The organism is Stenotrophomonas sp. STEN008, from assembly GCF_056760435.1.
Window position 1 is genome coordinate 121114 of record NZ_JBRRET010000006.1, and the last position, 25070, is coordinate 146183.

Annotated in this window: 29 protein-coding genes; 4 read left to right on the forward strand and 25 right to left on the reverse strand. The window is 67.0% G+C overall.

Annotated elements, in window-relative coordinates:
- Nucleotides 1–73: 73 nt before the first annotated feature.
- The 12 genes from recX to rlmE all read right to left on the reverse strand — a co-directional run bounded on the left by recX (nt 74) and on the right by rlmE (nt 11608).
- Nucleotides 74–568: a recombination regulator RecX gene (gene recX, locus ACVOME_RS05140; protein ID WP_461287702.1), complete on the reverse strand. Its 495-nt coding sequence runs from the start codon at nt 566–568 to the stop codon at nt 74–76.
- 110 nt (nt 569–678) lie between these two features.
- Complete coding sequence (recA, locus tag ACVOME_RS05145; protein ID WP_074901222.1) at nt 679–1716, reverse strand: recombinase RecA; 1038 nt, start codon at nt 1714–1716, stop codon at nt 679–681.
- 204 nt (nt 1717–1920) lie between these two features.
- Complete coding sequence (gene lexA / locus ACVOME_RS05150; RefSeq protein ID WP_481504802.1) at nt 1921–2556, reverse strand: transcriptional repressor LexA; 636 nt, start codon at nt 2554–2556, stop codon at nt 1921–1923.
- Nucleotides 2557–2645: 89 nt separating this feature from the next.
- Nucleotides 2646–4328 (reverse strand): 2-polyprenylphenol 6-hydroxylase, encoded by a 1683-nt coding sequence (gene ubiB, locus ACVOME_RS05155; RefSeq protein ID WP_065181390.1) that lies wholly within the window; start codon nt 4326–4328, stop codon nt 2646–2648.
- 34 nt (nt 4329–4362) lie between these two features.
- The gene (locus ACVOME_RS05160) at nt 4363–4857 is read right to left on the reverse strand and encodes a CinA family protein (protein WP_053520002.1); all 495 of its coding nucleotides are present in this window, start codon (nt 4855–4857) and stop codon (nt 4363–4365) included.
- A gap of 120 nt (nt 4858–4977) precedes the next feature.
- A complete protein-coding gene (gene hflX / locus ACVOME_RS05165) occupies nt 4978–6288 on the reverse strand; it encodes a ribosome rescue GTPase HflX (protein WP_346479943.1) in 1311 nt (436 codons plus the stop codon).
- Between the two features lie 14 nt (nt 6289–6302).
- Nucleotides 6303–6578: an RNA chaperone Hfq gene (gene hfq, locus ACVOME_RS05170; RefSeq protein WP_004152891.1), complete on the reverse strand. Its 276-nt coding sequence runs from the start codon at nt 6576–6578 to the stop codon at nt 6303–6305.
- Between the two features lie 96 nt (nt 6579–6674).
- Nucleotides 6675–7628, reverse strand: coding sequence for a tRNA (adenosine(37)-N6)-dimethylallyltransferase MiaA (gene miaA / locus ACVOME_RS05175; RefSeq protein WP_481504803.1), 954 nt, complete (start codon nt 7626–7628; stop codon nt 6675–6677).
- Nucleotides 7628–8524: a dihydropteroate synthase gene (folP, locus tag ACVOME_RS05180; protein ID WP_481504804.1), complete on the reverse strand. Its 897-nt coding sequence runs from the start codon at nt 8522–8524 to the stop codon at nt 7628–7630. The genes miaA and folP overlap by 1 nt, the downstream gene beginning before the upstream one ends.
- Nucleotides 8525–8683: 159 nt before the next feature.
- Nucleotides 8684–8869 (reverse strand): hypothetical protein, encoded by a 186-nt coding sequence (locus tag ACVOME_RS05185; RefSeq protein ID WP_065179301.1) that lies wholly within the window; start codon nt 8867–8869, stop codon nt 8684–8686.
- 102 nt (nt 8870–8971) lie between these two features.
- Nucleotides 8972–10909: an ATP-dependent zinc metalloprotease FtsH gene (gene ftsH, locus ACVOME_RS05190; RefSeq protein WP_053519737.1), complete on the reverse strand. Its 1938-nt coding sequence runs from the start codon at nt 10907–10909 to the stop codon at nt 8972–8974.
- Between the two features lie 66 nt (nt 10910–10975).
- A complete protein-coding gene (rlmE, locus tag ACVOME_RS05195) occupies nt 10976–11608 on the reverse strand; it encodes a 23S rRNA (uridine(2552)-2'-O)-methyltransferase RlmE (protein ID WP_065181256.1) in 633 nt (210 codons plus the stop codon).
- 65 nt (nt 11609–11673) lie between these two features.
- Between rlmE and yhbY the strand changes: the two genes are divergently transcribed.
- Both yhbY and ACVOME_RS05205 read left to right on the forward strand, forming a co-directional pair.
- Nucleotides 11674–11979: a ribosome assembly RNA-binding protein YhbY gene (gene yhbY / locus ACVOME_RS05200; RefSeq protein WP_053519735.1), complete on the forward strand. Its 306-nt coding sequence runs from the start codon at nt 11674–11676 to the stop codon at nt 11977–11979.
- Nucleotides 11980–11992: 13 nt separating this feature from the next.
- Nucleotides 11993–12367 (forward strand): Mth938-like domain-containing protein, encoded by a 375-nt coding sequence (locus tag ACVOME_RS05205; protein ID WP_053519734.1) that lies wholly within the window; start codon nt 11993–11995, stop codon nt 12365–12367.
- A gap of 80 nt (nt 12368–12447) precedes the next feature.
- Here ACVOME_RS05205 and ACVOME_RS05210 read toward each other — a convergent pair whose 3' ends face one another.
- The 4 genes from ACVOME_RS05210 to surE are packed head-to-tail and all read right to left on the reverse strand — an operon-like array spanning nt 12448 to nt 15305.
- Complete coding sequence (locus ACVOME_RS05210) at nt 12448–13221, reverse strand: peptidoglycan DD-metalloendopeptidase family protein (protein WP_053519733.1); 774 nt, start codon at nt 13219–13221, stop codon at nt 12448–12450.
- Nucleotides 13218–13832: a YqaA family protein gene (locus ACVOME_RS05215; RefSeq protein WP_053519732.1), complete on the reverse strand. Its 615-nt coding sequence runs from the start codon at nt 13830–13832 to the stop codon at nt 13218–13220. Before ACVOME_RS05215 ends, ACVOME_RS05210 begins: the two co-directional genes overlap by 4 nt.
- A 19-nt stretch (nt 13833–13851) precedes the next feature.
- A complete protein-coding gene (locus ACVOME_RS05220; protein WP_053519731.1) occupies nt 13852–14529 on the reverse strand; it encodes a protein-L-isoaspartate(D-aspartate) O-methyltransferase in 678 nt (225 codons plus the stop codon).
- Nucleotides 14526–15305 (reverse strand): 5'/3'-nucleotidase SurE, encoded by a 780-nt coding sequence (surE, locus tag ACVOME_RS05225; protein ID WP_053519730.1) that lies wholly within the window; start codon nt 15303–15305, stop codon nt 14526–14528. Before surE ends, ACVOME_RS05220 begins: the two co-directional genes overlap by 4 nt.
- Nucleotides 15306–15514: 209 nt before the next feature.
- On the opposite strand from surE, the gene ACVOME_RS05230 reads away from it, so the two are divergent.
- Entirely contained in the window at nt 15515–16054 is a 540-nt protein-coding gene (locus ACVOME_RS05230) for a Smr/MutS family protein (RefSeq protein WP_065181254.1), read from the forward strand.
- Nucleotides 16055–16064: 10 nt separating this feature from the next.
- On the opposite strand, the gene truD is transcribed toward ACVOME_RS05230, so the two are convergent.
- The 4 genes from truD to ACVOME_RS05250 all read right to left on the reverse strand — a co-directional run bounded on the left by truD (nt 16065) and on the right by ACVOME_RS05250 (nt 18800).
- Nucleotides 16065–17096, reverse strand: a complete 1032-nt coding sequence (gene truD / locus ACVOME_RS05235) for a tRNA pseudouridine(13) synthase TruD (RefSeq protein ID WP_164152232.1) — start codon at nt 17094–17096, stop codon at nt 16065–16067.
- The gene (gene ispF / locus ACVOME_RS05240; protein ID WP_074901199.1) at nt 17093–17590 is read right to left on the reverse strand and encodes a 2-C-methyl-D-erythritol 2,4-cyclodiphosphate synthase; all 498 of its coding nucleotides are present in this window, start codon (nt 17588–17590) and stop codon (nt 17093–17095) included. The genes truD and ispF overlap by 4 nt, the downstream gene beginning before the upstream one ends.
- A gap of 159 nt (nt 17591–17749) precedes the next feature.
- Nucleotides 17750–18181, reverse strand: coding sequence for a YbaN family protein (locus tag ACVOME_RS05245; RefSeq protein WP_065181703.1), 432 nt, complete (start codon nt 18179–18181; stop codon nt 17750–17752).
- A 31-nt stretch (nt 18182–18212) separates the two neighbouring features.
- Nucleotides 18213–18800, reverse strand: coding sequence for a biliverdin-producing heme oxygenase (locus ACVOME_RS05250; protein ID WP_065175093.1), 588 nt, complete (start codon nt 18798–18800; stop codon nt 18213–18215).
- A 107-nt stretch (nt 18801–18907) separates the two neighbouring features.
- Here ACVOME_RS05250 and ACVOME_RS05255 point away from each other — a divergent pair, with 107 nt between their 5' ends.
- Nucleotides 18908–19165: a DUF2789 domain-containing protein gene (locus ACVOME_RS05255; protein ID WP_053519195.1), complete on the forward strand. Its 258-nt coding sequence runs from the start codon at nt 18908–18910 to the stop codon at nt 19163–19165.
- A 67-nt stretch (nt 19166–19232) separates the two neighbouring features.
- Here ACVOME_RS05255 and ACVOME_RS05260 read toward each other — a convergent pair whose 3' ends face one another.
- The 5 genes from ACVOME_RS05260 to ACVOME_RS05280 form a co-directional block, all read right to left on the reverse strand.
- Entirely contained in the window at nt 19233–22148 is a 2916-nt protein-coding gene (locus ACVOME_RS05260) for a TonB-dependent receptor (protein WP_481504805.1), read from the reverse strand.
- 169 nt (nt 22149–22317) lie between these two features.
- Nucleotides 22318–23256: a FecR family protein gene (locus ACVOME_RS05265; RefSeq protein WP_481504806.1), complete on the reverse strand. Its 939-nt coding sequence runs from the start codon at nt 23254–23256 to the stop codon at nt 22318–22320.
- 105 nt (nt 23257–23361) lie between these two features.
- Nucleotides 23362–23868, reverse strand: coding sequence for an RNA polymerase sigma factor (locus ACVOME_RS05270; protein ID WP_053519189.1), 507 nt, complete (start codon nt 23866–23868; stop codon nt 23362–23364).
- 79 nt (nt 23869–23947) lie between these two features.
- On the reverse strand, nt 23948–24424 hold the full coding sequence (locus ACVOME_RS05275) for a hypothetical protein (RefSeq protein WP_111186799.1): 477 nt from the start codon (nt 24422–24424) through the stop codon (nt 23948–23950).
- The gene (locus tag ACVOME_RS05280) at nt 24424–24924 is read right to left on the reverse strand and encodes a hypothetical protein (RefSeq protein ID WP_193396835.1); all 501 of its coding nucleotides are present in this window, start codon (nt 24922–24924) and stop codon (nt 24424–24426) included. Before ACVOME_RS05280 ends, ACVOME_RS05275 begins: the two co-directional genes overlap by 1 nt.
- Nucleotides 24925–25070: the final 146 nt, after the last annotated feature.

Genomic DNA, 25070 nt, shown 5'->3' on the forward strand with positions numbered 1-25070 from the left:
CACCGGCCGCCTGGGCCAGGGTCGCGACGGACCGCCGAAAACCTAAAGGGTATCAGGCCCGGCGCCGCCAGTCTCAATCGTCAGGGTCGTAGCGGGTCGCACGGCGGATGCTGTCACCGTCGAAGCCCCGCCGCGCCAGCAGATCCGCCGCTTTGCGGCGCTGCGCCAGGTCCTGTGGGCCGGCCTCGCCAAAGCGGCGGCGGACCAGATCACGGGCGTTCTCCTGCCAGTCGCCCTCGTAGCTGTCCATCGCTGCGGCAATCGCGGCACTGTCCAGCCCATGGGTCCCCAGTTCGGCACGCACATGGATGGGGCCGTAACCGGTGTTGGCCCGCATGCGTACCAGGTTCTCGGCAAACCGGGTGTCGTCCTGCCACCCCGCCTCGGTCAGCTTGGCGACCGCTGCCTGCGCGGCTTCGTCTTCGATACCCCGCGCCGTCAGTTTGCGGGTCAATTCCTTGCGTGAATGCTCCCGGCGGACCAGCAGGCCAAGTGCCCGCTGCACCGGAGTCTGCTCGCGGGGCCGGCGCTTTCGGCCTGTCGAGGTAGGTTCGTCGCTCTCGGACATCAATCCCTCCAGGGGTGGCGCCGTCCCTGGCACCCTGCCCATCCTGGGCGGTTCGAACCTGCGGGGTAGAGCGACGTCACTGACGGCGTCACCCTACCCCACAGCAAGACTTACTCGTCGTCGCCTTCGTCGTCGCCTTCCTCGCGGGCGGCCTCGGACGGCTGGAATTTCTCGCGCAGCTCGGCTTCGAGCTTGGCGGCGACGGTCGGGTTGTCACGCAGATAACCGCGGGCGTTGTCCTTGCCCTGGCCGATGCGCTCTTCGCCATAGCTGTACCAGGCACCGGCCTTCTCGACCAGCTTGGCATCCACGCCCATGTCGATCAGTTCGCCTTCACGGCTGATGCCTTCGCCATACAGGATCTCGGTGATTACCTGCTTGAACGGCGGGGCCAGCTTGTTCTTGACGACCTTGATCTTGGTCTGGTTACCGATGATTTCATCGCCCTTCTTGATGGCACCGATGCGGCGGATGTCCAGGCGGACCGAGGCATAGAACTTCAGCGCGTTGCCACCCGTGGTGGTCTCCGGGCTCTGGCCCGGCATCATCACGCCGATCTTCATGCGCAGCTGGTTGATGAAGATCACCAGCGTGTTCGAGCGCTTGATGTTGCCGGTCAGCTTACGCAGCGCCTGGCTCATCAGGCGGGCCTGCAGACCCGGCAACTGGTCGCCCATCTCGCCCTCGATTTCGGCCTTCGGGGTCAATGCCGCGACCGAGTCGATCACCAGGATGTCCACCGAGCCGGAACGGACCAGCATGTCGGCGATTTCCAATGCCTGTTCACCGGTATCGGGCTGCGACAGCAGCAGGTCGTCCACGTTCACGCCAAGCTTGGCGGCATAGATCGGGTCGAGAGCGTGCTCGGCATCGATGAAGGCAGCGGTGCCTCCCATCTTCTGGCATTCGGCGATGGCCTGCAGCGTCAGCGTGGTCTTGCCCGAGGACTCCGGTCCATAGATTTCCACCACGCGGCCCTTCGGCAGACCCCCGATGCCCAAAGCGATGTCGAGCATCAGCGAACCGGTCGGGATGGCTTCGACGGGCTCGACCACACGGTCGCCCATGCGCATCACCGAGCCCTTGCCGAACTGCTTTTCGATCTGGCCCAGAGCAGCAGCCAATGCGCGCTTCTTGTTCTCGTCCATCGTATTGGTCCTTGCAGAGGTCATTTCGTTGGGGGTGCTGTCTTTGGGGGTCTTCTTTGCCATGGGTTCACTTTAAGGCGGACGTATCGCACAGGCTGAGATTCTGCCCGGCGCTCTGAAAAGAATTATCGGACATCCGTACCAACCTCGGTGGAACCAGAGAATCGCCACAAAAGACCGCGGGGTAACGCACCTTCGAACGCTTCAGCGATTCGGCCGCAACAGGCCGCAGTACAGGCCTTCGATCGAAAAGTCCTGGTCGGGAAGCACTTCGATCGGCTTGTAATCGGGGTTCCGGGGCAACAGCCGGATACGGTCCTTCGCGATCTTCAGCAGCTTGACGGTGATCTCATCATCGATGCGCGCCACCACGATCTGCCCCGAATGGGCGTCTCGGGTGCGGTGCACGCCAATCAGGTCACCATCGAAGATGCCTTCGTCGATCATCGAGTCACCCTGCACCTTCAGCAGGTAATCCGGCGCGGGCGAAAAGAACACCCGGTCCAGCACCACGAAATCGTCCGAGCCGATATCCGCACCGATAGGGAGGCCGGCGGCGACCCGGCCGAGTACCGGCAGCCGCAGCACGCTGTCGGGCAGCCCGGGCTCGGCCAGGATCTCCACGGGGGGAGCCTGCACCAGGCGGATGCCCCGGGCCTGGCCGGGAATGCGGCGGATCGCTCCCGCCTGCTCCAGCGCCTCCAGGTGGTACTGGGCCGCGCGTACGCCCTTGAAGCCGAACGCACGTGCGATTTCCGTCTGCGACGGCGGGGCGCCTTCGCTCTCGATACGCTCGGCGATCAACTGCAGGATCGCCTGCTGGGTGTCAGTCAGGTCCATGGTTAGTAGTATTACTACTAACTGCGGGAACTGCAAGTGCCGGACACGACAGGGCGAAGCGTGCCGGGCGATACCGCAGCGAACGACACTCAGTCGTGCCTGCCACTTCTCCAGATGGAGAACAGGATCCAGACGCCGCAGATACCGGCCCCGACGAATCCGGAAACCCCGAGCGCCAGCAGCCAGCGGCTGGAGACCCCACCGACGCTGTGCATGACGATCGATGAGCCGATGATCAGCGCTGCAGTCACGATGCCCATCACCATGCGATTGGCCGCACGGTTCACCTGCTCGCCAAAGCCCTGCAGCGCACTGGTCTCGACCTTCAGCTGCAGGCGCCCGCGGCGCGCCGCCTGCACCAGCTTGCGCAGATCGCGCGGCAGATCGCCGGCGAAGTCGATCATTCCCAACAGGCTGCGCCGGCCGCGTTTGAGCAGTGCGCGCGGCGCGTAGCGCTGCAGTACCACCCGCTCCAGGAAGGGGCGTGCGGCACTGGCCATGTCGAAGTCCGGGTCGAGCTGCCGGCCCATGCCTTCCAGGGTGAGGAACGCCTTGATCATCAGGGCGAGGTCGGCCGGGAGGGTCAGGCTGTAGCTGCGCAGCAACTGGGTGATGTCGCCCAGCATCAGGCCGATGCGCAGATCCTTCAGCGGCACGCCACGGTACTGGTCGACGAACTGGCTGATGTCGTGCTGCAGCCGGTTCTCATCTACCTCCACGCCCCCGGCCCAGTCCAGCAGGACGTCGGCCACCCCCTGCGGATCCTGTTCGACCAGCCCGTGCAGCAGTTGCGCAACCTGGAAGCGACGCACTTCGGACAGTGCCCCGACCATGCCGAAGTCGATCACGCCGATGCGGCCGTCACGCAGATAGATGATGTTGCCCGGGTGTGGATCGGCGTGGAAGCTGCCGTCCTCGAGCACCATCTTCAATACGATGTTGGCACCACGCCGCGCCAGTTCACGACGGTCCAGCCCTGCTGCGTCCACGCCGGCAAGATCGCGGCCCGGAATGCCGTCCACGAAGTCCTGCACGTTCAGGCTTTCGCAGGTCCACTGCCAATGCACGCCGGGAACAAGGATGTCGTCGCGACCTTCAAAGTTGCGTGCGATGCGCTCCGCGTTGCGGCATTCGGCCGCGAAATCGAGTTCGCGCCGCAGCGATACGGTGAACTGCTGCACCACCTCTGCCGGCCGGTAACGGCGCAGATCCGGAAGACGCGCCTCGACGATTTCGGCCAGCCGTGCCAGCAGGCGCAGGTCGGCTTCGACCACGTCACGGATGCCGGGACGACGCACCTTCAGCACCACTTCGCGGCCGTCCAGCAGGCGCGCGCGATGGGCCTGCGCCAGCGAGGCCGCCGCCATCGGTGTTTCGTCGAGGAAGGCGAATACCTGCTGCGGAGGCGCGCCCAGATCGGCCTCCAGCTGCGCGCGGATCTGCGCATAAGGAAGGGCCGGCACCGCATTCTGGAGTTCGGAAAGCTCGGCGATCCACTCCGGCGGCAGCAGATCGACACGGGTCGCCAGCACCTGTCCGAGTTTGACGAACGTCGGACCGAGGTCCTGCAGGGCGCTGCGCACCCGCACCGGCGCGGTCATCCGCAGCAGATGCTGGCGGTCCTCGTTCCAGTGCAGCAGGCGCCCGGCACGCTCCAGCACCGTGGCCAGGCCGATCCGGCGCACCACGTCGCCGAAGCCATAACGGATCAGGACCGCTGCAATTTCCTGCAGCCTCCCCAGGTCACGGACGGTGCCCAGCGTTTCCCACATCATGCGTGCTCCGGACGATTACCGCAGCAGCATGTCACAGCTGGGCGTCGATACCGTGCAATGCCGCAGCGACGGTTTGCCTGCGGATGGCTTCGCGGTCGCCATCGAACTGGAACAGTTCCGCCCGGGCGTATCCGCCGCGGCGCTTCCAGCCGATCCAGACGCTGCCGACCGGCTTGTCCGGGCTGCCGCCACCAGGACCGGCAATGCCGGTAACCGCCACCGCGATGCCGGCACCGGAGTTGATCAGGGCGCCGGACACCATCTCCAGCACCGTTTCGCGGCTCACCGCACCGAACTGCTCCAGCGTCTGCGCACGTACCCCCAGCAGGCGCTGCTTGGCTTCGTAGCTGTAGACCACCATGCCGCAGTCGAAGAACGCCGAGGAACCGGCGATGTCAGTCATGGTCTTGGCGATCCAGCCGCCACTGCAGCTTTCAGCCGTCACAAGCTGCAGCGAGGCCTGCTGCAGGCGCTGCCCGAGTGCGGCAGCTTGGGCGTTGAGGTCGGCGTCGGTAGGGATGGACATCGAGATGACAGTGGGGTGAAGAACCCGCCTGTTGTACCGCAGATCGCAGACGCGTGTCGCGTCCCGGCCGGTACGCGCCCGACTACGCAGCGGCGCGCACCGGGATTTTGCGGCGCTATCTCACCATTCCGGCAGCTTCTCCGGCAGCAGGGCGCGGATCGGCCCGCCATCAATGCCCGCCGCAAGTTTTTCGGCTTCGGCAATCGGAAGATCGACCTGCAGCAGCCAGCCCTCCTCGTCTGCCTGCTCGCTGCGGATCACTTCCAGCTGATGCAGGCGCGCGCGCAGGCGGCCCGCATCCGGCGGCAGGCGCAGCTCCCCGGTCACATGCTGCAACCCCAGGCGCTTGCCCAGCACCGTCTGCAACAGCTCCAGGCCCTGCCCGTCACGCGCGGAGATCCAGACCCTCTCGCGGCGCGACTCGTCCGGCACGCCATCCTGACCATCGTGGCGCACTTCGGCGCCCTCGATACGGTCGATCTTGTTGAACACCAGCAGCTGCGGCAGATCACCCGCACCGACCGCAGCCAGCACCTCGTCGACCTGGGCGATGCGCTCCTCGCGGTGCGGATCGGCCGCATCGACCACGTGCAGCAGGAAATCGGCCTCGCGGGCCTCGGACAGGGTCGAGCGGAACGCGGCCACCAGGTCGTGCGGCAGGTCGCGGACGAAGCCGACGGTGTCGGCCAGCACGACGTTGCCACCCGGCACAGCGATGCGGCGCACCGTCGGGTCCAGGGTCGCGAACAGCTGGTCGGCCGCATAGGCCTCGGCGCCGGTCATCGCGTTGAACAGGGTCGACTTGCCGGCATTGGTGTAACCCACCAGGGCCACACGTGGCAGTTCGCTGCGCACGCGCGCACGGCGCATCTGGGTGCGCTGGACTTCGACCTTCTCCAGCCGCTTCTGCAACTGCTCCACCCGCTTCTGCAGCAGACGGCGGTCGGTTTCCAGCTGGGTTTCACCCGGGCCGCGCAGGCCGATCGAACCACCGCGCTGGCGCTCCAGATGGGTCCAGCCGCGCACCAGCCGCGTCGCAAGGTGACGCAGCTGCGCCAGCTCGACCTGCAGCTTGCCTTCGTGGCTGTGAGCGCGCTGCGCGAAGATGTCCAGGATCAAGCCGGTACGGTCGATCACCCGGCGCTCCAGAAAGCGTTCCAGGTTGCGTTCCTGGCCGGGGCTCAGCGCATGGTTGACCAGCACCAGATCGGCGCCGGTGGCGTCGGCTGCTGCCTTGATCTCATCCAGCTTGCCGCTGCCGATCAGGGTCGAGGGATTGGGACGGTCCAGGCGCGCGGTGATCGTGGCAGCGATGCTGGCCCCTGCCGAGCGGGCCAGATCACCGAACTCTTCCAGCACGTCGTCTTCCAGCTTGCCGAAGTGCGGCTGGATCAGCAGGGCATGTTCACCCTTTTTCGAGCGGTCAAACATTCACCGCTCCGGTCTTACTCGTCTGCTTCATCACCTGCCTGACCACCTTCACCCGACTGCACATAACCACCGCCCGGCCCAACCTTCACATTGCGTGCCGGCACCACGGTGGAGATCGCATGCTTGTAGACCATCTGGCTGACCGTATTGCGCAGCAGGACCACGAACTGATCGAACGACTCGATCGTGCCCTGCAGCTTGATGCCGTTGACCAGGTACACCGAAACCGGCACGCGTTCGCGCCGCAGTGCATTCAAGAAAGGATCCTGCAGCGATTGCCCCTTGGACATTGCTCACTCCTGATTATTGTTCTTATTGGGTTGCCGGCGGCCGCCGCGGCCCCCGAGCCGCCCGCCGGACAGTGATGTTACACGGCTGGCGGCGGTTCAGCGTGCGACGAAGGTCGACACCGCGTCGGCCAGCCGCTCGTGGTCGATATGGGGGTCGAACCAGCGCGCGTCAAGCTCACCGCGCAGCCAGGTCAGCTGCCGCTTGGCCAGCTGGCGGGTGGCGAAGATCGCCTTGTCGCGGAAGCCGCCGGCATCGATCCGGCCGTCCAGATGCTCCCAAGCCTGGCGGTACCCGACCGCACGCACCGCCGGCAGGTCCAGCGGTGCCGCGACAGCGGCCATTTCCGGCATCGCGCGCAGATCGCGCACTTCGTCGAGGAAGCCCTGGGCCAGCATGGCATCGAAGCGGGCCTCGATCCGCCGGTGCAGGATTGCCCGGTCGCGCGGCGCCAGGACCAGCTTCAGGGTGCGTACCGGCAGCGGCGCCACGCCGGGCCGGCGCTGCCACTCGCTGATCGGCGTTCCCGTCAGTCGATAGACCTCCAGCGCCCGCTGGATCCGCTGTGGGTCTGTCGCATGGATGCGGGCAGCAGCGGCGGGGTCCACATTCGCCAGTTCGGCATGCAACGCGGCCCAACCGCGCTCGGCGGCCTCGGCTGCCAGCGTGGCGCGCAGGGCCGGGTCGGCCTCCGGCATGGGCGACAGTCCCTTCAGCAGGGCGCGGAAGTACAGGCCGGTGCCCCCGGCCAGGATCGGCATCCGTCCACGCGCAACGATGTCGGCGACGACGCGGCCGGCGTCGGCGGCGAACTCCGCCGCTGAGTAGGTCTGCCACGGATCACGCAGGTCCAGCAGGTGATGCGGCGCCTGTGCGCGCTCGGAAACGTCGGGCTTGGCCGAACCGATATCCAGATGGCGATAGACCAGCGCCGAGTCAACGCTGACGATCTCGCCATCCAGCTGCCGGGCCAGGGCGATCGCGGTGGCCGTCTTGCCACTGGCGGTCGGCCCCATCACGGCAATCGCCAGCGGCCGCCGGTCAACGCCCATCAGTCTTCGTCCGGCCAGCTGATCGTCGGCCGGGTGTCATCGCGTGGCGCCGGCACGGCGTCCACTGCCTGCCAGATCTTCAGTGCATCGACGGTGGCGGCGACGTCATGTACACGCACGATACGCGCACCGCGCTGCACGGCAATCAGGTGCGCGGCCACCGACGCCGCCACCCGCTCGGCCGGCGCTTCACGCCCGGTCAGCTCGCCAAGGCTGCGCTTGCGCGACAGGCCCGCCAGCATCGGCACACCCAGTTCCAGAAAACGCTCCGAACGCGCCAACAGGGTCATGTTGTGCGTGGTGTTCTTGCCGAAGCCGAAACCCGGATCGATGACCAGATGCTTCTTCGCGATGCCGGCCATCTCGGCGGCGAACAGGCGCTGCACGAGAAACCCGTGGACTTCGGCAACGACGTCGTCGTAGTGCGGATCGGCCTGCATGTTGCCCGGCTCGCCCTGCATGTGCATCAGCACCACCGGCACGTTGGCCGCAGCGGCCGCTTCCAGCGCGCCGTCCTGGCGCAGGCCGAAGATGTCGTTGATCATGCCGGCGCCGGCGGCCACCGCCGCGCGCATCACCTCAGGCTTGAAGGTATCGATGCTGATCGGCACGGAGGTACGCGCCGCAAGCTGCTCGATGACCGGAACGACTCGCCGGAGCTCTTCATCCACCGATACCGGTGCAGCGCCGGGACGGGTCGATTCACCCCCGATGTCGAGCAGGTCGGCGCCCTCTTCCACCAGCTTCAGGCCATGCGCGACCGCGGCCTCCGTGGTGTCATGGTGCCCGCCGTCAGAGAACGAATCCGGGGTGACGTTGACGATGCCCATGACCCGGGCACGGTCCAGGCGCAGGATGCGACCGGCGCAGTCGAGCTGGGGCGAGGTATCGAACATGGGCAATCCTGCAGGGACAACGGCGGGTAGTTTAGTTCGGCAGGGCTGCGCCCTGCACCCGCAGAGGCCAGAGCGACAACAACAGCCAGAGCAACGGCTGGTTTGCTGATGAAAGGCGGGGCCGGTCCGGTTGCAGGGCGTCAGCCCTGCCGACACCCCTCAACGGCGGCGGCGCTTGCGGTCCACGTACAGGGTCCTGGCAATGCTCAGCACGATGCCCACCGCAATACCCACCACGCAGCCCAGCAGCAGATTGTCGGCCCCCAGGCCCACACCCACGCCGACCACGGTGGCGATGACCATCTCGACGGTGTGGGAAATCGGTTCGGGCTTCGGGGCGGACATGCGGGCTCCAGCGTCAGATCGGTTCTTCGGGGTGGGCCGAGGGCCCGGAAACGACGAAGCCGGGTTGCCCCGGCCTCGTCTGATGTCACGTGCAGCGGGCCGTCAGTGCGATTCGGCCGGGCCGGCGATCGGCGGCAGCGGGCGAGCATCACCGCCCTTGTCGTTGCTGCCACCGTCCTTGTTCGACTTGTTCCAGCCCGCCGGCGGCGGCGGCTCGCGACCTTCCATGATGGCATCGATCTGCGGCGCGTCGATGGTCTCGTACTGCAGCAACAGCTGCGACATCGTGTGCAGCTTGTCGATGTTGTCGGTCAGCAACTGGGTGGTGCGGGCGTAGGCCTTGTCGAGGATGTTGCGCACTTCCTCGTCGATGCGGCGCGCGGTGTCGTTGGACACGCTCTTGTGCTGCGTCACCGAGCGGCCCAGGAAGACTTCGTCGTCCTCCTCGCCATAGGCGATCGGACCGAGTTCTTCGGACAGGCCCCACTTGGTGACCATGTTGCGGGCCATCTTGGTGGCGCGCTCGATGTCGTTGGACGCACCCGTGGTGACCTTGTCGGTGCCGAAGATCAGCTCTTCGGCGACGCGGCCGCCGTACAGCGAGCACAGCTGCGACTGGATCGCCACGCGGTTCATCGAGTACTTGTCGCCCTCAGGCAGGTACATGGTCACACCCAGGGCGCGGCCGCGCGGAATGATCGTGACCTTGTAGACCGGGTCGTGCTCGGGCACCAGGCGGCCGACGATGGCATGGCCGGCTTCGTGGTAGGCGGTGAGGGTCTTCTCCTCCTCGCTCATGGCCATCGAACGGCGCTCGGCACCCATCAGGATCTTGTCACGGGCACGGTCGAAGTGGTCCATGCGGACTTCCTTCTCGTTGCCACGCGCAGCAAACAAGGCTGCCTCGTTGCAGAGGTTGGCCAGGTCCGCGCCGGAGAAGCCCGGGGTACCGCGTGCGATCACCAGCGGCTCGACGTCGTCGGCCAGCGGCAGCTTGCGCATGTGCACCTTCAGGATGTGCTCGCGGCCCTTCACGTCGGGCAGACCGACCACCACCTGGCGATCGAAGCGACCCGGGCGCAGCAGCGCCGGGTCCAGCACGTCCGGACGGTTGGTCGCGGCGATCACGATCACGCCTTCGCCACCCTCGAAGCCATCCATCTCGACCAGCAGCTGGTTCAGGGTCTGCTCGCGCTCGTCGTGACCGCCGCCCAGGCCGGCACCACGGTGACGGCCGACGGCATCGATCTCGTCGATGAAGATGATGCACGGGGCGTGCTTCTTGGCCTGCTCGAACATGTCACGCACGCGGCTGGCGCCGACACCGACGAACATTTCCACGAAGTCCGAACCGGAGATCGAGAAGAACGGCACCTTCGCCTCACCGGCGATGGCCTTGGCCAGCAGCGTCTTGCCGGTACCCGGCGGGCCGACCATCAGCACGCCACGCGGAATCTTGCCGCCCAGCTTGGTGAACTTGGACGGGTCGCGCAGGAAGTCGACCAGTTCGCCCACTTCCTCCTTGGCCTCGTCGCAGCCGGCGACATCGGCGAAGGTGACCTTGATCTGGTCCTCGCCCTGCAGCTTGGCGCGCGATTTGCCGAAGGACATCGCGCCCTTGGCGCCGCCGCCGCCGCCCTGCATCTGGCGCATGATGAACAGCCAGAAGCCGATGATCAGGATGACCGGCAGGAAATTCATCAGGATCGCGCCCAGGGAGATGCCGCTGGAGGGCTCCTCCTGCACGATCTCGACGTTCTTGGTGCGCAGCACGTTGATCAGGTCGCGATCGAACGGCGCGGTGATGGTGGACGACTGTCCACCCCGGGTGGTGTAGGTGATCTGGCTGGTGCCGCCGCGCATGTCGCCGCCGAAGGCGACCTTCTGCACGTTGCCGCTGTCCACCTGGTCCAGGAACTGCGAATAGGACGCACCCTGCGCACCGGCCCCGGAGGACTTGGGCGAGAAGCTCTGGAAGACCACCATCAGCACGACGGCGACGACCACCCATAGCAGGAGGTTCTTGGTCAAGTCGTTCATCCTCATTGGCTCCGGTGTTCCTCTCAGTGCGGGCGTTGCGTTGGGGTTGAAACTTACGTTGCGAGCTTACTTCATGTGGGCGCGTTTGCCCTGACCCAAGGCGTACACCTCGGGAGAGCGTTTGCGCGACGCTTCCGGCTTGCGGATGGAGACCTTGTCGTAGCGACGGCGCATTTCACGCACGTAGTCGTCAAAGCCCACACCCTGGAACAGCTTGATCAGGAACGCCCCGCCGGTCTTCAGGTGGTTGTCGGCGAAGTCCAGCGCCAGCTCCGCCAGATGCATCATCCGCGGCTGGTCGACCGCGTCCATGCCACTTTTATTGGGGGCCATGTCCGACAGCACAAGGTCCACCGGCTCGTCCCCGAGCATGGCTTCAAACTGAGATAGGACGGCTTCTTCCCTGAAGTCACCGTGAAGGAACTCCACACCCGCCAGCGGCGGCATCTCCAGGATGTCCAGCGCCAGCACGCGGCCGGTATCGCCCATCTGTCTCCGAACCTGCTGAGACCATCCGCCAGGGGCGGCACCGAGGTCCACCACGACCATGTTCCGCTTCAGCAGGCGGTCACGTTCAAGCAACTCTTCAAGCTTGTAGGCCGCCCGCGAGCGCATGCCTTCGGCCTGCGCCTTCTTCACGAAGGGGTCGGAGAAGTGTTCCTTGAGCCAGCGCTGGCTGCTTTTGCTGCGGGTTGCCATTGGAAATAGGGGCTGATGGGGCCGTCATGATACCCTGATCCCCCCATTCAACCGTCTTTTCCTGCATGTCCATCGCCCTGACCGCCTCCCAGACCCGTTTCCTGCGCGGCCAAGCCCACGACCTGAAGGCCCTGCTGCAGACCGGCGGCAAGGGAGTGACCCCGGCCTTCATCGCGGAGCTGAACGAAGTGCTGGAGCGCCACGAGCTGGTCAAGGTCAAGGTCGCAGCCGAGGACCGCGAGGCCCGGGACGCGATGATCGGCGAGATCGTCGAAGCCACCGACAGTGCGCTGGTGCAGCGCATCGGTCACGTTGCCGTGCTGTATCGCCCGAGCAGGGAGCAGCGCCAGATCGTGCTGCCGCGCGGCTGATCGCGCTACCGCCATGCAGCTGAACCACGAGCCGCCCGATTACGCCTACAGCCTGCGCGCTGCCGATGGCCGCTCGGCCAAGGTCAATGACACGGTGCTGGCCAGCAGCTTTCTGCTGACGCCGGACCAGCTGGTCGAACATTGGCCTGTCGCCGATGCGGCGGCGCTGACGGTGGCCGACCTGGAACCGGTGCTGGCACTGAGTCCTGCATTGATCGTGCTGGGAACCGGCGAGCGGCAGGTGTTTCCGTCGGCTGCGGTCATGGCCGCCTGCCTGTCGCGCGGGATCGGCCTGGAAGTGATGAACAACCCTGCCGCGGCGCGCACCTTCAACATCCTTGCCGGCGAAGGCCGCAAGGTGGCGGCCGCGTTCATCCTGGAAGGTTGAGGACCACCGCCGGGCATGGCCCGGCGCTACCTTGGTGCACGTACGCCGGGCATGGCCCGGCGCTACCGTACCTGCCTGCGCTAGCGCGCTGGCAGGTACTGCTGCGGATCGACCGGCTTGCCGTTGTAGCGGATTTCAAAGTGCAGCATGTCGCGATTCGCGCCGGTGCGCCCCATCTCGGCAATCTGCTCACCCGCCTTCACGCTCTGTCCCTCATTGACCAGGCGCTTGCGGTTGTGGCCGTAGGCCGACAGCCACTGGTCGCTGTGCTTGATGATGATCAGCTCGCCATAGCCGACCAGTCCGGCGCCCGAGTACACCACCACACCGTTGGCGGTGGCCTTGACGGCCTGCCCGCTGGTGCCGGCAATGTCGACGCCCTGCTTGGTTGCGTCGCCGGCCACGTAGCGGCCCACGATCGCGCCATCGGCTGGCCAGCGCCAGGCGATGTTGCTCTTCACCGGACCGGCCGGTGCCGTGGCCGGTGCCGTGCTGCCGCCGCTGCGCGGCGCGGTGACCACGGTGGTCGGTGCGCGGCCGCTGCTGGCCCCCGGCGGATACAGGCGGATGACCTGCCCCGGATAGATCGTCGACGGGTTGTCCAGGCTGTTCCACGCGATCAGATCGGCCGGGGTGATGTCGTGGATGCGGGCCAGCGCGTAGATCGTGTCGCCCTTGCGCACGACCACGGTCTGCCCCGGCTTGGCCACCGAAGTCTTGGGCGTAGTGACCGCCGCCCCGCCACCACTGCCATTGGGCCGCACCACCGTGGCAGTGCCACAGGCAGCCAGGCCGGAAACCAGCAGCACCAGCGCGCCGACGCGCACTCCCTTGCTCAGACGATCAGCACTCATGCGAACTTCGACCTCCATACAAGCCAGGCGATCAGCACCACCACCAACGCGGTGGCGATCCAGCCCAGCGGTTCAATCCAGCGACGCAGCGCCGCTTCGGCGCGCGCTCCACCGATGCGGATCACGGCAGCGAGCACATACACGCGCTTGCCGCGTCCGATCAGCATGCTCAGCAGGTACTGCGGCATCGGTACGCCGACGATACCCGATGCCCACGTGAAGACCTTCATCGGGATGGGCATGAAGCCGCCCAGGACCAGGAACGTGAACACCGCCCACGGCGATTCGGCCATCTTCTCCTGCACGGTGGTGATGCCCTGTTCGATTGCCGGCAACATGCCCAGCACTTCGAACAACGGCTTGATCGCCTCGAATGCGAAGTGACCCAGCGCATAGCCGACCACGGCACCGACCATCGAACCGGCCAGGCTGAGGGTCGCGAACCACCAGCCGCGCCGGGGTTGAGCCACGCACATCGGGGCCAGCATCACTTCCGGCATCACCGGAAAGATGATCGCCTCGAAAAAACTCAGCACCGTCAGGTAGGTCGGCGCGCGTTCGTGCGCCGCCCACTTCATCGCCCGCTCGTACAGCGGTCCGAAAATCTTCATGCAACCCTGCTCCGTGGATTCAATCCAGCATGCCAGACAGCAGCGGCACGAAGGTGACCGGTGCCAGCACGCGCTGTTCGACGCTGCCGTCGGCCCTGCGGTCCAGCTGCACCAGCGACTGTGCACTGGCACCGCCGACCGGCGCCACCAGCCGGCCACCTTCGGCCAGCTGCTCGATCAGTGCGTCGACCAGCGCCGGGGCCGCAGCTGTGACGACGATGGCATCGAACGGGCCGTGCTCGGCCCAGCCGACACGGCCGTCATCGTGCTTGGTGCGGATGTTCATGCCGAGTGCGCGGAACCGCTTGCGGGCCTGCCGCAGCAGGTCGCCGATGCGCTCCACGGTGTAGACCTCCAGACCCAGTGCACCAAGCACGGCGGCCTGGTAGCCGGAGCCCGTCCCCACCTCCAGCACCCGCTTGGGCGCCACCTGCACGACCGCTTCGGTCATCCGGGCCACCACCCAGGGTTGCGAGATGGTCTGGCCGTGGCCGATCGGCAGCGCGGTGTCTTCATAGGCCCGCGAGGCCAGGGCCTCGTCGATGAACAGATGGCGGGGCACCACCCGGATCGCGTTCAGCGTGGACTCGTCGACGATGCCGGCTTCGCGCAGGCGATCGACCAGACGATCGCGGACGCGCTGTGACGTCATGCCGATGCCGACGGCTTCCGGTTGCAGGCGAAGGCGTGGGCTCATGCCGGCTGGTCCAGCGCGGCGCTGAGACCGCCGACCCAGCTGGCCACTTTCTCAAGCGCCTGATAGCGGGTCAGATCCACCTGGATCGGGGTGATCGAGATATGCCCGGTACGCACCGCGTGGAAGTCGGTGCCGGGGCCGGAGTCCTGCTCGCGGCCCGCCGGACCGATCCAGTACACCTCGTTGCCGCGCGGATCCTTCTGCGGGATGCAGCCTTCGGCGCGATGGCGGTTGCCCAGCCGGGTGACTTCGAAACCCTTGACCTCGGTCCACGGCAGGTCGGGCACGTTGACGTTGAGGATGGTGTCCGCCGGCAGCGGGTCGGCCTTGAGGCGGGCGACGATTTCCACGGCGGCACGCGCCGCGGTCTCGAAGTGACGGGGATCGTGATTGCGGGTCACCAGGGACACCGCCACCGCGGGCAGGCCGAGGAAGCGCCCCTCCATCGCCGCCGAGACGGTTCCGGAATAGATCACGTCGTCACCCAGGTTGGCGGCGTTGTTGATGCCCGACACGACAATGTCGGGTTCGAACTCCAGCAGGCCGGTCAGCGCCAGATGCACGCAGTCGGTGGGCGTGCCGGCCACCGACACGGTGTAGTGATCGATGCGCTTGAGCCGGATGGGCAGGTCCAGGGTCAGTGAATTGCTGGCGCCTGAGCGATCGCGGTCGGGTGCGACCACCGTCACTTCGTGGCCGGCGTCACGCAGTACCGAGGCAAGCATCCGGATACCTGCGGCGTCGACGCCATCGTCGTTACTGACCAGAATTCGCATCTTCGATTTAACCGCTTGATTTTCCAAGAATTCGATTCCGTCACCGTGCGGTGTTGGCGGGACCGTCGTGCTTCCCTGCGGAAGCCGACGACCCTGCAGGGGCATCGTCTATTGTGCCGCATGCGAGCCGCAGGTCCTACCCTGCCGGCGGTCACGACTGGCCTCGCATTGCGATAGGCAGGCCCGCCTCACCGGTTTACCCTGTGCGCATGTCGCATCCAGAAGACGAAGACCCTGCCGCGCTCTTCCGCGCGGCCATCGGCGAAGTGACGCCGCTGCGCAAAGAGGCCGAACCCGCGCCGGCCGCTGCCCGGCCGAAGCCGCGCGCGCGCATGGCCGAACGCGACGAGGCCGAGGCCGCCGGCGAGTTCGCCCGGCTGTTGCGCGACAGCGCACCGCTGGAAGCCGGGGATGTGGCCAGCTACCGGCGCGACGCCCTTCCGCCGCGGCTGTTCCAGCGTCTCAAGCGCGGCCAGTACTCGGTGCAGGACGAGCTGGATCTGCATGGCGCGACCGCAGCGCAGGCCGAGGCCATGCTGCGTCAGTTCCTGCTGGAGGCGCACGCACATGAGTATGGCTGCGTGCGCATCATCCACGGCAAGGGACTGCAGTCCGACGGTGGTGCGCCGGTCCTGAAGAATCTGGTCGACCGGCTGCTGCGCCTGCGCAACGATGTGCTTGCCTTCCATTCGGCGCCGACCAGCCAGGGCGGAACCGGTGCCGTACTGGTGCTGCTGTCCCGGCGCTGATGCAATCCGCTCAGGACTGCGCGGCGTCCTCGACCGGTCCGAGCTCGTGCAGGACCGCGGTGGCGTAGCAGCCCGGCGGCAGCGCGAACGACAGCTCAAGCACATCTTCCGCCAGCCACTGGTGCTGCAGCAGCGCAGGACGCAGGCGCAACGCGCGGCGCTCCTGCTTCAGCCGTGCCTCTTCCAGTCCGGCACGCAGCGCCTTCGATTCCTCGTCGTCGAGCGCGCGCAGTTCGAGCTCGCGGGCTGCGCCGGTACTGCGCAGCTCGCCCTCTCCCCACAACGGCGCGCTGGGATGGATATCGAACCCGGCCAGCCGCGCTGCCAGTGCATCGGTGTAAGGCTCCGGACCAAACACGCTGCGGCTGCCATCCAGCATCCACACCTCACCGTCCAGCGGCTGGTCCCAGACACCCTGCTCCACGCGTGCGGCAAGCACGCGATTGAACAGTGCTGAACGCGCAGCCGACAGCAGCAGCGAGCGCTGGTCCTTGCGCATGCGGCGGCCACCGAACATCGCCAGCGCTGCCGGAACGTTGCCGCCATCGCGGCCGAAACGCTGCTCGCCGAACCAGTTCGGCAAACCACGATCGGCAATCTGCTGCAGGCGTTCGCTGATTGCGACCGCATCGCCGCGTACCTGGCGCAGCACCAGCCTGAAACGATTGCCGGCCAGCGCGCCACGCTGCAGCTTGCGGTTGTGCCAGGTTGCATCGAGCACTTCGATATCATCGCTGGCCAGCAGCGCCAGATCCGGCGCGACGCGCTTGGGCAGATGCACACTGAAGCGCTGGGTGGTGACCGCGTGGCGATCCTTCATCCCGGCATAGCTGACCGCCATCTCCGGCAAGCCAGCCCACTTGGCCAGCACCTTGGCCACATGCACGGTGTTGGCACCGCGCTTGCGGACATGCAGCAGCAGATGCTCGCCCTCGCCCGTGGCCTCAAAGGCCGGCAGCTCGTCGACCTGGAAATCCTCCGGCGTGGTGCGGATGCGCGCCTGCAGCAGCGGCGCACCGAACGCGAGCGGCAGCGGAATCATGCCGCCACCAGCAGGACCACAGCCTGTGCCGCGATGCCTTCACCGCGACCGGTGAAGCCAAGCTTCTCCGACGTGGTGGCCTTTACGCTGACCGCATCCAGTGGCAGCTGCAACAGTGCCGCGATGCATTCACGCATTGCCAGCGCATGCGGCCCGACCTTCGGTCGTTCACAGATCACGGTGACATCGGTGTTGCCGACGCACCAGCCACGCTCACGCAGGAGAGCGTCGCAGTGGCGGACGAAGTCGCTGCTGTCGGCCCCCTTCCAGCGATCATCGCTGGGCGGAAAGTGCTGGCCGATGTCGCCCAGCGCCAGCGCGCCGAGCATGGCGTCACACAGCGCGTGCAGGATCACGTCGCCATCGCTGTGCGCGAGCACACCGTGGCTGTGCGGCACGCGCACGCCTCCCAGCATGATGTGGTCACCCTCACCAAAGGCGTGGACGTCGTAGCCCTGGCCGATGCGGACGGGCGGGAACGGAGCAGTGCTCATGGATGCAACCCTTGCAGCAGGGCCGGGGGGGGCGGGGGGGGGCGGGCGGGGGGGGGGGGGAGGGTTGTGGGGGGGGGGGGGGGGGGGGGGGGGGGGGGGGGGGGGTTGGGGGGGGGGGGGGGGGGGGGGGGGGGCCGGCCCCCACCCCCTCACGCGGACTCAGCGATTCCAGCGACGCCCACAGCGGCGCGGATCGCCGACATCGCCACGTTCGACACTCTGGGGCGGCTCCAGCCGTGGCGCCGGCCGGCTGAGCACATAGCCGGCGCTGACCGCGAAGAACAGGCCCACGCCCAGCAGCAGCCGCCAGGAAGGGTGTGCGCCCCAGCAGAACAAGGCGAACCCCACCGCCATGCCAGCGCTGGCCAATGCCTTGCCCCGGCGCGACACCGCGCCCTGTTCCCGCCACAGTCGCAGCGGCGGGCCGTAGCGAGGATGTGCCAGCAGCCGTTGCTCGAACCGTGGCGAACTGCGCGCGAAGCAGCCCAGCGCCAGGATCAGGAAGATGGTGGTGGGCATCACCGGCAGCAACGCGCCGATCACCCCCAGCCCGACCATCATCCAGCCCAGCGCGAACCACAGCCAGCGCATCAGCGCATCGCCCGCAGGCAGAGCCCGGGCATCAGCCGAACTCGATTTCAACGTGGCCATGCACGCTACGGAACGCGGCATCGGCGGCATCGATCACCTGCTGTTCCTGCGCGGCGCTCAGGGGCACCGCATCCAACGCGGCGGTGAATTCCCGCCAGTGGCGGGCCGCGCCATCCGGGTGCGCAGCCAGGTGGCGGGCACCGAACCCTTGGTCCAGGCCAAGCCGCGCGGCCATCTTGTACAGCACCGTGCCCCCCAGGTTGGAGCCTTCGGCCACGTACAGCCACCCCAGCGCCACCGGCAACGGCAGGTCACCTGCCAACGGCGCCATGTCCGCGCCGGGGAGATCCTGCCCCAGGTCGTGCAGATCAGCTGCCACCTGCTGCAGACGCCGACGCCCGGCCAGCCCCGGCAGCAATGCGTCCAGCGCCGGGCTGGCGTACAGCCGGTCGATGCTGCGATGGAAGCGGTACTGCACGCGCAGGAAGCGGGCGAAGCTGCCGAGATCGGCAAAGATGTCACCGGCCATGATGCGCTTGTCCAGTGCGCCGTGGCTGTCGCGCGTGGCGGCCTTGAGGCGCAGGCTGCGGCTGTCTTCAGGAGCGATATGTGCGTTCATGGAGGGTACCTGGGAGAGAGGTCCTGCTGTAGACGTGTGGCGCAGGGCTTTCCCCAAGCCCGCTTGCGTCGATAATGCCCCTCCCTCTTTCCCGCCGGGAACCGATGATGATCACCACCGAACCGCGCATGACCAACCTGTTCCTGCAGCTGGGCCTGGATGCCAGCGCCGAGGGCATCGCCCGCTTCATCCGCGACCACCAGCTGGCTACCGGCGTGGCGGTGGCCGACGCGCCCTACTGGAACGATGGCCAGCGGCAGTTCCTGGCCGAATCGCTGCAGGCCGATGCGGCCTGGAGCACGGTGGTCGATGAATTGAACGAGTCGCTGCACGAAGATGCGGTGAAGGCAGCGACCGGGCTGTAAGCCCGCAGTCGCGGCAAGGCGGTGCGGACCAAGGTCCGCACCCACCGAAGGCGCTCTGCGCAGGTAATCAGTACCTCCAGGTGAACGCAAGGCGCGCGGTACGGCCCGGGGCGGGCATCACGCCCAGGGCGAGCGGATCGAGATAGTAACGATCCGTCACGTTGTCCACATTCGCCTCCACCGACAGCTGGTCGCTGAAGCGCCAGCTGGCGAACAGATCCACCAGGGTGGTGGGCCGGTACAGCTGCTGGATCGCCGAAAGGCCGACATTCCAGTCCTTGTCCAGTCTGCTGATCGGGCCGGCGTTGTGGATCACCCGGGTGCCGAAGGTCAGGCGCTCGTCGAACAGGCGCGATCCAGCCGTCAGGTTCACCATGTAGCGCGGCGGGTTCTGCGTATTGGTGTAGGAACCCTCGAAGCCACCGTCCACGCAGTTGGGCGTACTGGCCAGTTCATCATTGTTGCGCTGTGCACCGTACGCCCGGCGCTCGGCGGCGATGTCCGGGGCGCAGGTCTTGGCCTTGAAGTAGTAATGCGCGGACAGGTCGGCAAATACCTTGCCGCTGTCATAGCTGGACTGGAACTCCATGCCTGAGACCTTGAACTGGTCGACGTTGCGGATCAGGCCGGCCGACAGCGTGCGGTAGTCACGCGTGATCAGGTCATCAATGCGCGTATCGAAGTACGCCAGCTTCAGCGCCAGGCGATCGCCGGCGGTGAACAGGTCATGGTGGACGGTGCTGGCACCGATTTCCCAACTGCGCGCGCGCTCCGGCTTCAGCTCTCCGACGGGTTTGGCAGCGGTGAACAGGCCCAGTGTCGTCTCGAACAGGCTCGGAAGCTTGGTGCCCTCGGCGTACTTCACGTAGACCATCGTGTCCTCGCTGAAGCGATAGGCCACGCTGGCGGTGGGTGAGAAGGCACTGTCGCGGCGACGGATCGGCTGCGACCAGGTCCAGCTGACCGGCACCTCCAGGTCTTCCGGTGCATCAGCGTCGTAGAAGTTCCAGCCACCGATGTCAGCCACCGTGCCTTTCTTGTACGGCGAGGCCAACAGCGAGGCCTGGGTGAACGCACCATCGGCGTCCGGATACCAGTTCAGCAGCGCGATGCGCTTGGCGCGCCAGGAGGGCAGTGCCGGGTTGCCATCCAGCAGCTCGGTGTAGCGGTACTGTCCCTGCACTTCATAGGCATCGGGTGTGGCCAGACGATTGCGGTCATGCACGTCCACCCGGTTCCAGCGGCCACCGGCCATCAACTCCCAGTGTTCGTCGGGCTGCCACTTCAGCGACGCCACCGCACTGTACTCCTTGCGCTCAGCGTTGCGCAGGAAACGGTTGTTGACCAGATCATCCTGCTTGATCGGTGCGGAGCTGCCCGGTGCGATGTCCTCGTCGCTGTAGGACAGGCCGTAGTCGAGCGTGAACACGCCTGCACGGGTATCGAAGATCGAGGTGTTGCTGGCATCCAGGCCGAAGCGCTTCTGTCGCAGCGGATTGCGGTAGGCATCCTTGTAGCCCGGATCGCCGCTGAAACTCGGCGCGTCGTACCACTCGGTACGGCGGTCGAAGTACCACGGCGTGATGCCGGTCAGGCTGTTGTACATCACGCTGTCAGCATCGGTGTACCAGGCGTTGACGCGCAGATCGATCCGTTCGCTGTCTGGATCGAAGCGATAGCGCAGGCTGTAGCTGTCCATGTCGACGTGGCCGGGATCCCACTGTGGGATGCGATCCCGCTCAACGCGGATGATCTGCGAGGCCATGATCTCGCCGGCGCGGCCCTCATAGCGGCGATAGCCAGCTTCGAGGGTCTGCGCATCGTCGATGCGCCAGGTGCCCTTGAGCAGGGCCGACGTCGAGCGCGAGGAGGTGTTGAACACTTCGGTGCGCGGCGGATTCAACGGTGCCAGCGTGCGCCGGGTCTGCGGAAAGTCATCGTATCCGTGCCTGCCGGAGAAGTAGTTGCCGTTGTCGCGGTGGGCGTACGCCGCGACCAGATCGAAGCGGTCCCAGTGCCCGGCGGCGGCAACGTTGAAGAACTGGCTTCCGGTGGCGCTGCGGTCCGTCCGGGGCACCGCGCTGTAAGCCGGCACGCTGTTGGCGCTGGCGTTGGCCAACCCAGCGCGCACGCGGACGCCGACGTCGCGGCCCTCGCGCAGGATGTCACCCACGTTCAGCGTCTCCATCTCCACCACGCCGCCGATGCCGCCGGACGCGTTGGCCTGCAGGCTGGGGCCCTTGGTGATGGTCAGGCGTGAGATCAGGTCCGGATCAAGGTAGCTGCGCTGTGACTGGCCGGCGTAGCCTCGGTAGGTGTCCATGCTGGACTGCCCGCCATCGATGATGACGGGCACGCGGCTCTGGCCCTGGATGCCGCGGATGTTCACGTCGAAACCGTTGCCCACGCGCGGATCACCGGCGGTGACCCCGGCCACGCCCTTGACGATGTCGCCGTTGGATGTGCCACGGAAGCGCTCCAGCGTTGTGCGATCCAGCGTGGTGGTCGAGCCGACGCTGCGATAGGTGTCGAGCAGGCGCGCCTCGTCGCTGTCGATGCCTTCAGCGACGCGATCGCCGGCCACACGCAGCGGGCCGGTGATGGTCGGCGATTGCGCCTGCAGGGCGCCGGCCGCTGCCAGTGTCACTGCACCGTCGCCGACACGGCGCACGCCCATGCCACTGCCCTGCAGCAGCCGCGCCAGCGCCTCGTCTGCGGTGAGCGGGCCGCTGACCGCCTGCGACGTGACGCCGCTGGCCAACGCAGCCGGATAGACCACCTGTACGCCGGACTGCCGCATGTAGCTGCGCAACGCGCTGTCGAGCGGCTGCGCGGGAATGTCGAAGCGCTGCGCGGCTGCCTGCGGGTTGGCAGTATCCTGGGCCAGCGCAGGCGTTACTGCGCCGGCAATACCCGCGGCGAGCAGTGCGACACACAGTCGGGACGGGCGCGGAGTGCGGCCCGGACGTGGGGAATCGAACATGGAGAAACCTGTCAGGAAAGCGGAGCCGCAGGCGCGGCGTCATCCACGGCACGCGTGGACACGGCGACGTACGTGGCGGCTGCGGGTACGTTCGTGGAGTAAGACGAACGGCAGCGCCACAGCCCCAAGGGGGATCACTGCCGATCACGTCTCCACACGTGACACGGCGTCATCTGTGAACGATGACCACACCCATCGGCAGGCGGGTGATCCTCAGCCCCGTCGTCTCCGCGAGTGCATCCAGGGCCTGTTCGGGGCGATCGATACGCAGTGCGGCGCTCACGGCCGGCAAGGTCGAAAGGTCGCCCTGCACGAAGGTCGGACCAGCACGATAACGACCAAGCAGATGCACTGCATCGGCAACATTGGCCTGCTCCAGCAGCAGTTCGCCCTGGCGCCACGCACCCACGCTGTCGGCAGCGACATCGCTCAGGCGGACGACGCCGGACGCGGAACCGTACTGCGCACGCTGCCCCGCCTGCAGATAGGTCCAGCCACTGTCGGCCGGGGCGGCCACGCGCACCCTGCCCTGCCCGACCTGGGTTTCAACCGCTTCCTCGACCCGCGACACGGAGAATGCCGTGGAGATGTCTTCAACCACGCCGTTGCCTGCGGCCACGCTGAAGCGCCGCTGCGGATCGGCGACCACCTCGAACCAGGCGCGGCCACGCAGCAGATCGACCCGCCGAGTGCCCGCATCGAAGTGCACGGCGATCGCGCTGTCCGCGTCGAGCACCGCACGGCTGCCGTCGGGCAACTGCACATGCTGGACGCTCTGGCGGCTGCGGTGGTCCGCCTGCAGGCGCAGGGACGCCTCGGGCCAGACCATCAGCATCGCCAGGGCGGCAGCGGCAGCCGTCATCCAGCGCAGCCGCTGACGCCGGCGCCGCACCGCAGACGCGACAGCCGGTCGAGGGCCGAGGCTGCGCCACAGCGTGCGCTGCTGCTCGAAGGCGTGGCGATGGCCCGGTTGCGCCAGCCACTCTTCGAATTCGCACATGCCAGCATCGGTGATGTCGCCCGATGCCAGCCATGCGATCCAGCGCATGGCCTGTTCGACCACGACGTCTTCGCAGGCGGCGGGAGAAGAAGTGTTCGGCGGGCTCATTGGCTGGCGGACAGGAATACTCACGCGCGGGGAGAGGGAACTGGACCGCAGGTACAGTCCAGCCATCAAGACGTTTGAACCAGGCCCATCCCCAAGCGCGTCCGCTCAGCGGCCGCTGCGGGCCCAGGCCAGGCGCTGCAACGCGGCGCGGATGTGGTTCTCCACGGTGGTGACCGACACGCCAAGGCGACGCGCGATCTCGGCCTGGGTCAGGCCCTGCAGCCGATTGAGGCGGAAGATGGCGCGGGTCGGCTCCGGCAGGTGGCTGGCCGCATCGAGGACACGCTGCAGCTCATCCTGCGCCATCACCTGCTCTTCGGTGGACGTGGACGTAGCCTCGTCCGGTCCCCACAGGTAGTGATCGGCCAACAGGCGGTTGCGGCGCGTCGACTCGCGTCCATGATCGGTCGCCAGGTTGGCTGCCAGGCGGTACAGATAGGCCCTGGGATTGTCTATCAACGGGGCGTTGCCCACCCCGCGGGCCTTGAACCAGACAGCCTGGATCACGTCCTCCGCACCCGGGTCGCCCCCCAGGATGCGCTGCACCCGGCGCAGCAGCGCCGGCCGCTCTCGGATCAGCAGTTCGGTGAGGGTGGCGGCATTGGATGGCATGCGCGGAGCCGGTACGACGGGAGGGCGCCGCGCATGCTACACCGTCAATGCGAATCAGTCACGTTCTCATTTGAGAGAATCACAGGCAACCGATCAGCCCCTCGTGAATCGAAATGCGGCTGCCTGGCGGCGTGACATGGATCGCACGGACGGGCGCGGCCTGCTCCAGCGCACGGAGGAAGTCCTCAAGCCGTGTTCCCGTCGCCACGGGCAGTGGACAGGCGAAACTGCGCAGGTCGACATCGATCCGTCCATCATCAGCCACCGCGGTGGCGCTGCCGGCGAAGGTCCAGATGCAGCTCTGGATGGCGCCGCTCGCCGCATGCACCGAGCAGCGCAACCGCATCGGCAGCAGATTGCTGTATTCGCCTTCGCAGAAGGTGTCACCGCAGACGTGGTCAAAGCTCTGCCGCAGCGACCGTTCGACCGCCAGGAAGCGTTGCCACCCAGCCGCCTGGTTGGGGAACAGGCGTGCATCCACATAGGCCGGCGCAGCGTGTGCCGCGCCGGCCAGCCCCATCAGGCCTGCAAGAACACCCCTCTTCAGCGCGCGCATCAGGCGGCCCTCCCGGCATTGCCCGGCCGCCCCAGGCAGGTCGGCAGTGTGTCGAAGACCGTCACATCGGTTCCCGGGAAGGGCTCGAACGCGCCCTCCTCCTGCTCCAGCGTCGCGTGGAACACCTCCACCGGAATCCCCTCCCCAAGGGTGACGGGGCAGATCCAGCGCGCATTGTCCACCTGCACTTCGCCGCGGACCGGTTCGACCTGCAGCTCGCTGGCCACGATGCCCCAGGCGCAGTGGCGTACGGTACCGGCGTCGGCCTGAACGGCGCAGCGGAACGTCAGTACCCGGTAGTTGCTGTACTCACCTTCGCAGAAGGTGTCGGCGCAGATGCCGTCGAACTCGCGCACCAGCGACGCCTGCAACCGGTGGAAGCGGTCCCGATTGGCTTGGGGCGAGGGGTAGTCGACAAGGTCGACATGGCTGGCGTGTGCCAGCGCCGGCAGGGTTGCGAACAACAGGAACGTGCCGCAGCAGCGGGTTGTCCAGGACATGGCGGATATCTCCCAGGGAACGAGCCAGCAGCCTGCGCCGGCCGGCCTTCCGGGCCCATCGGGCAAGGCGGGCGCCGCAGGTCGTCCACCTGCGCAGCGGCCTGTAGGGGTCGCCCCACCTGCACAGCGGCCTGCAAAGGCATAAA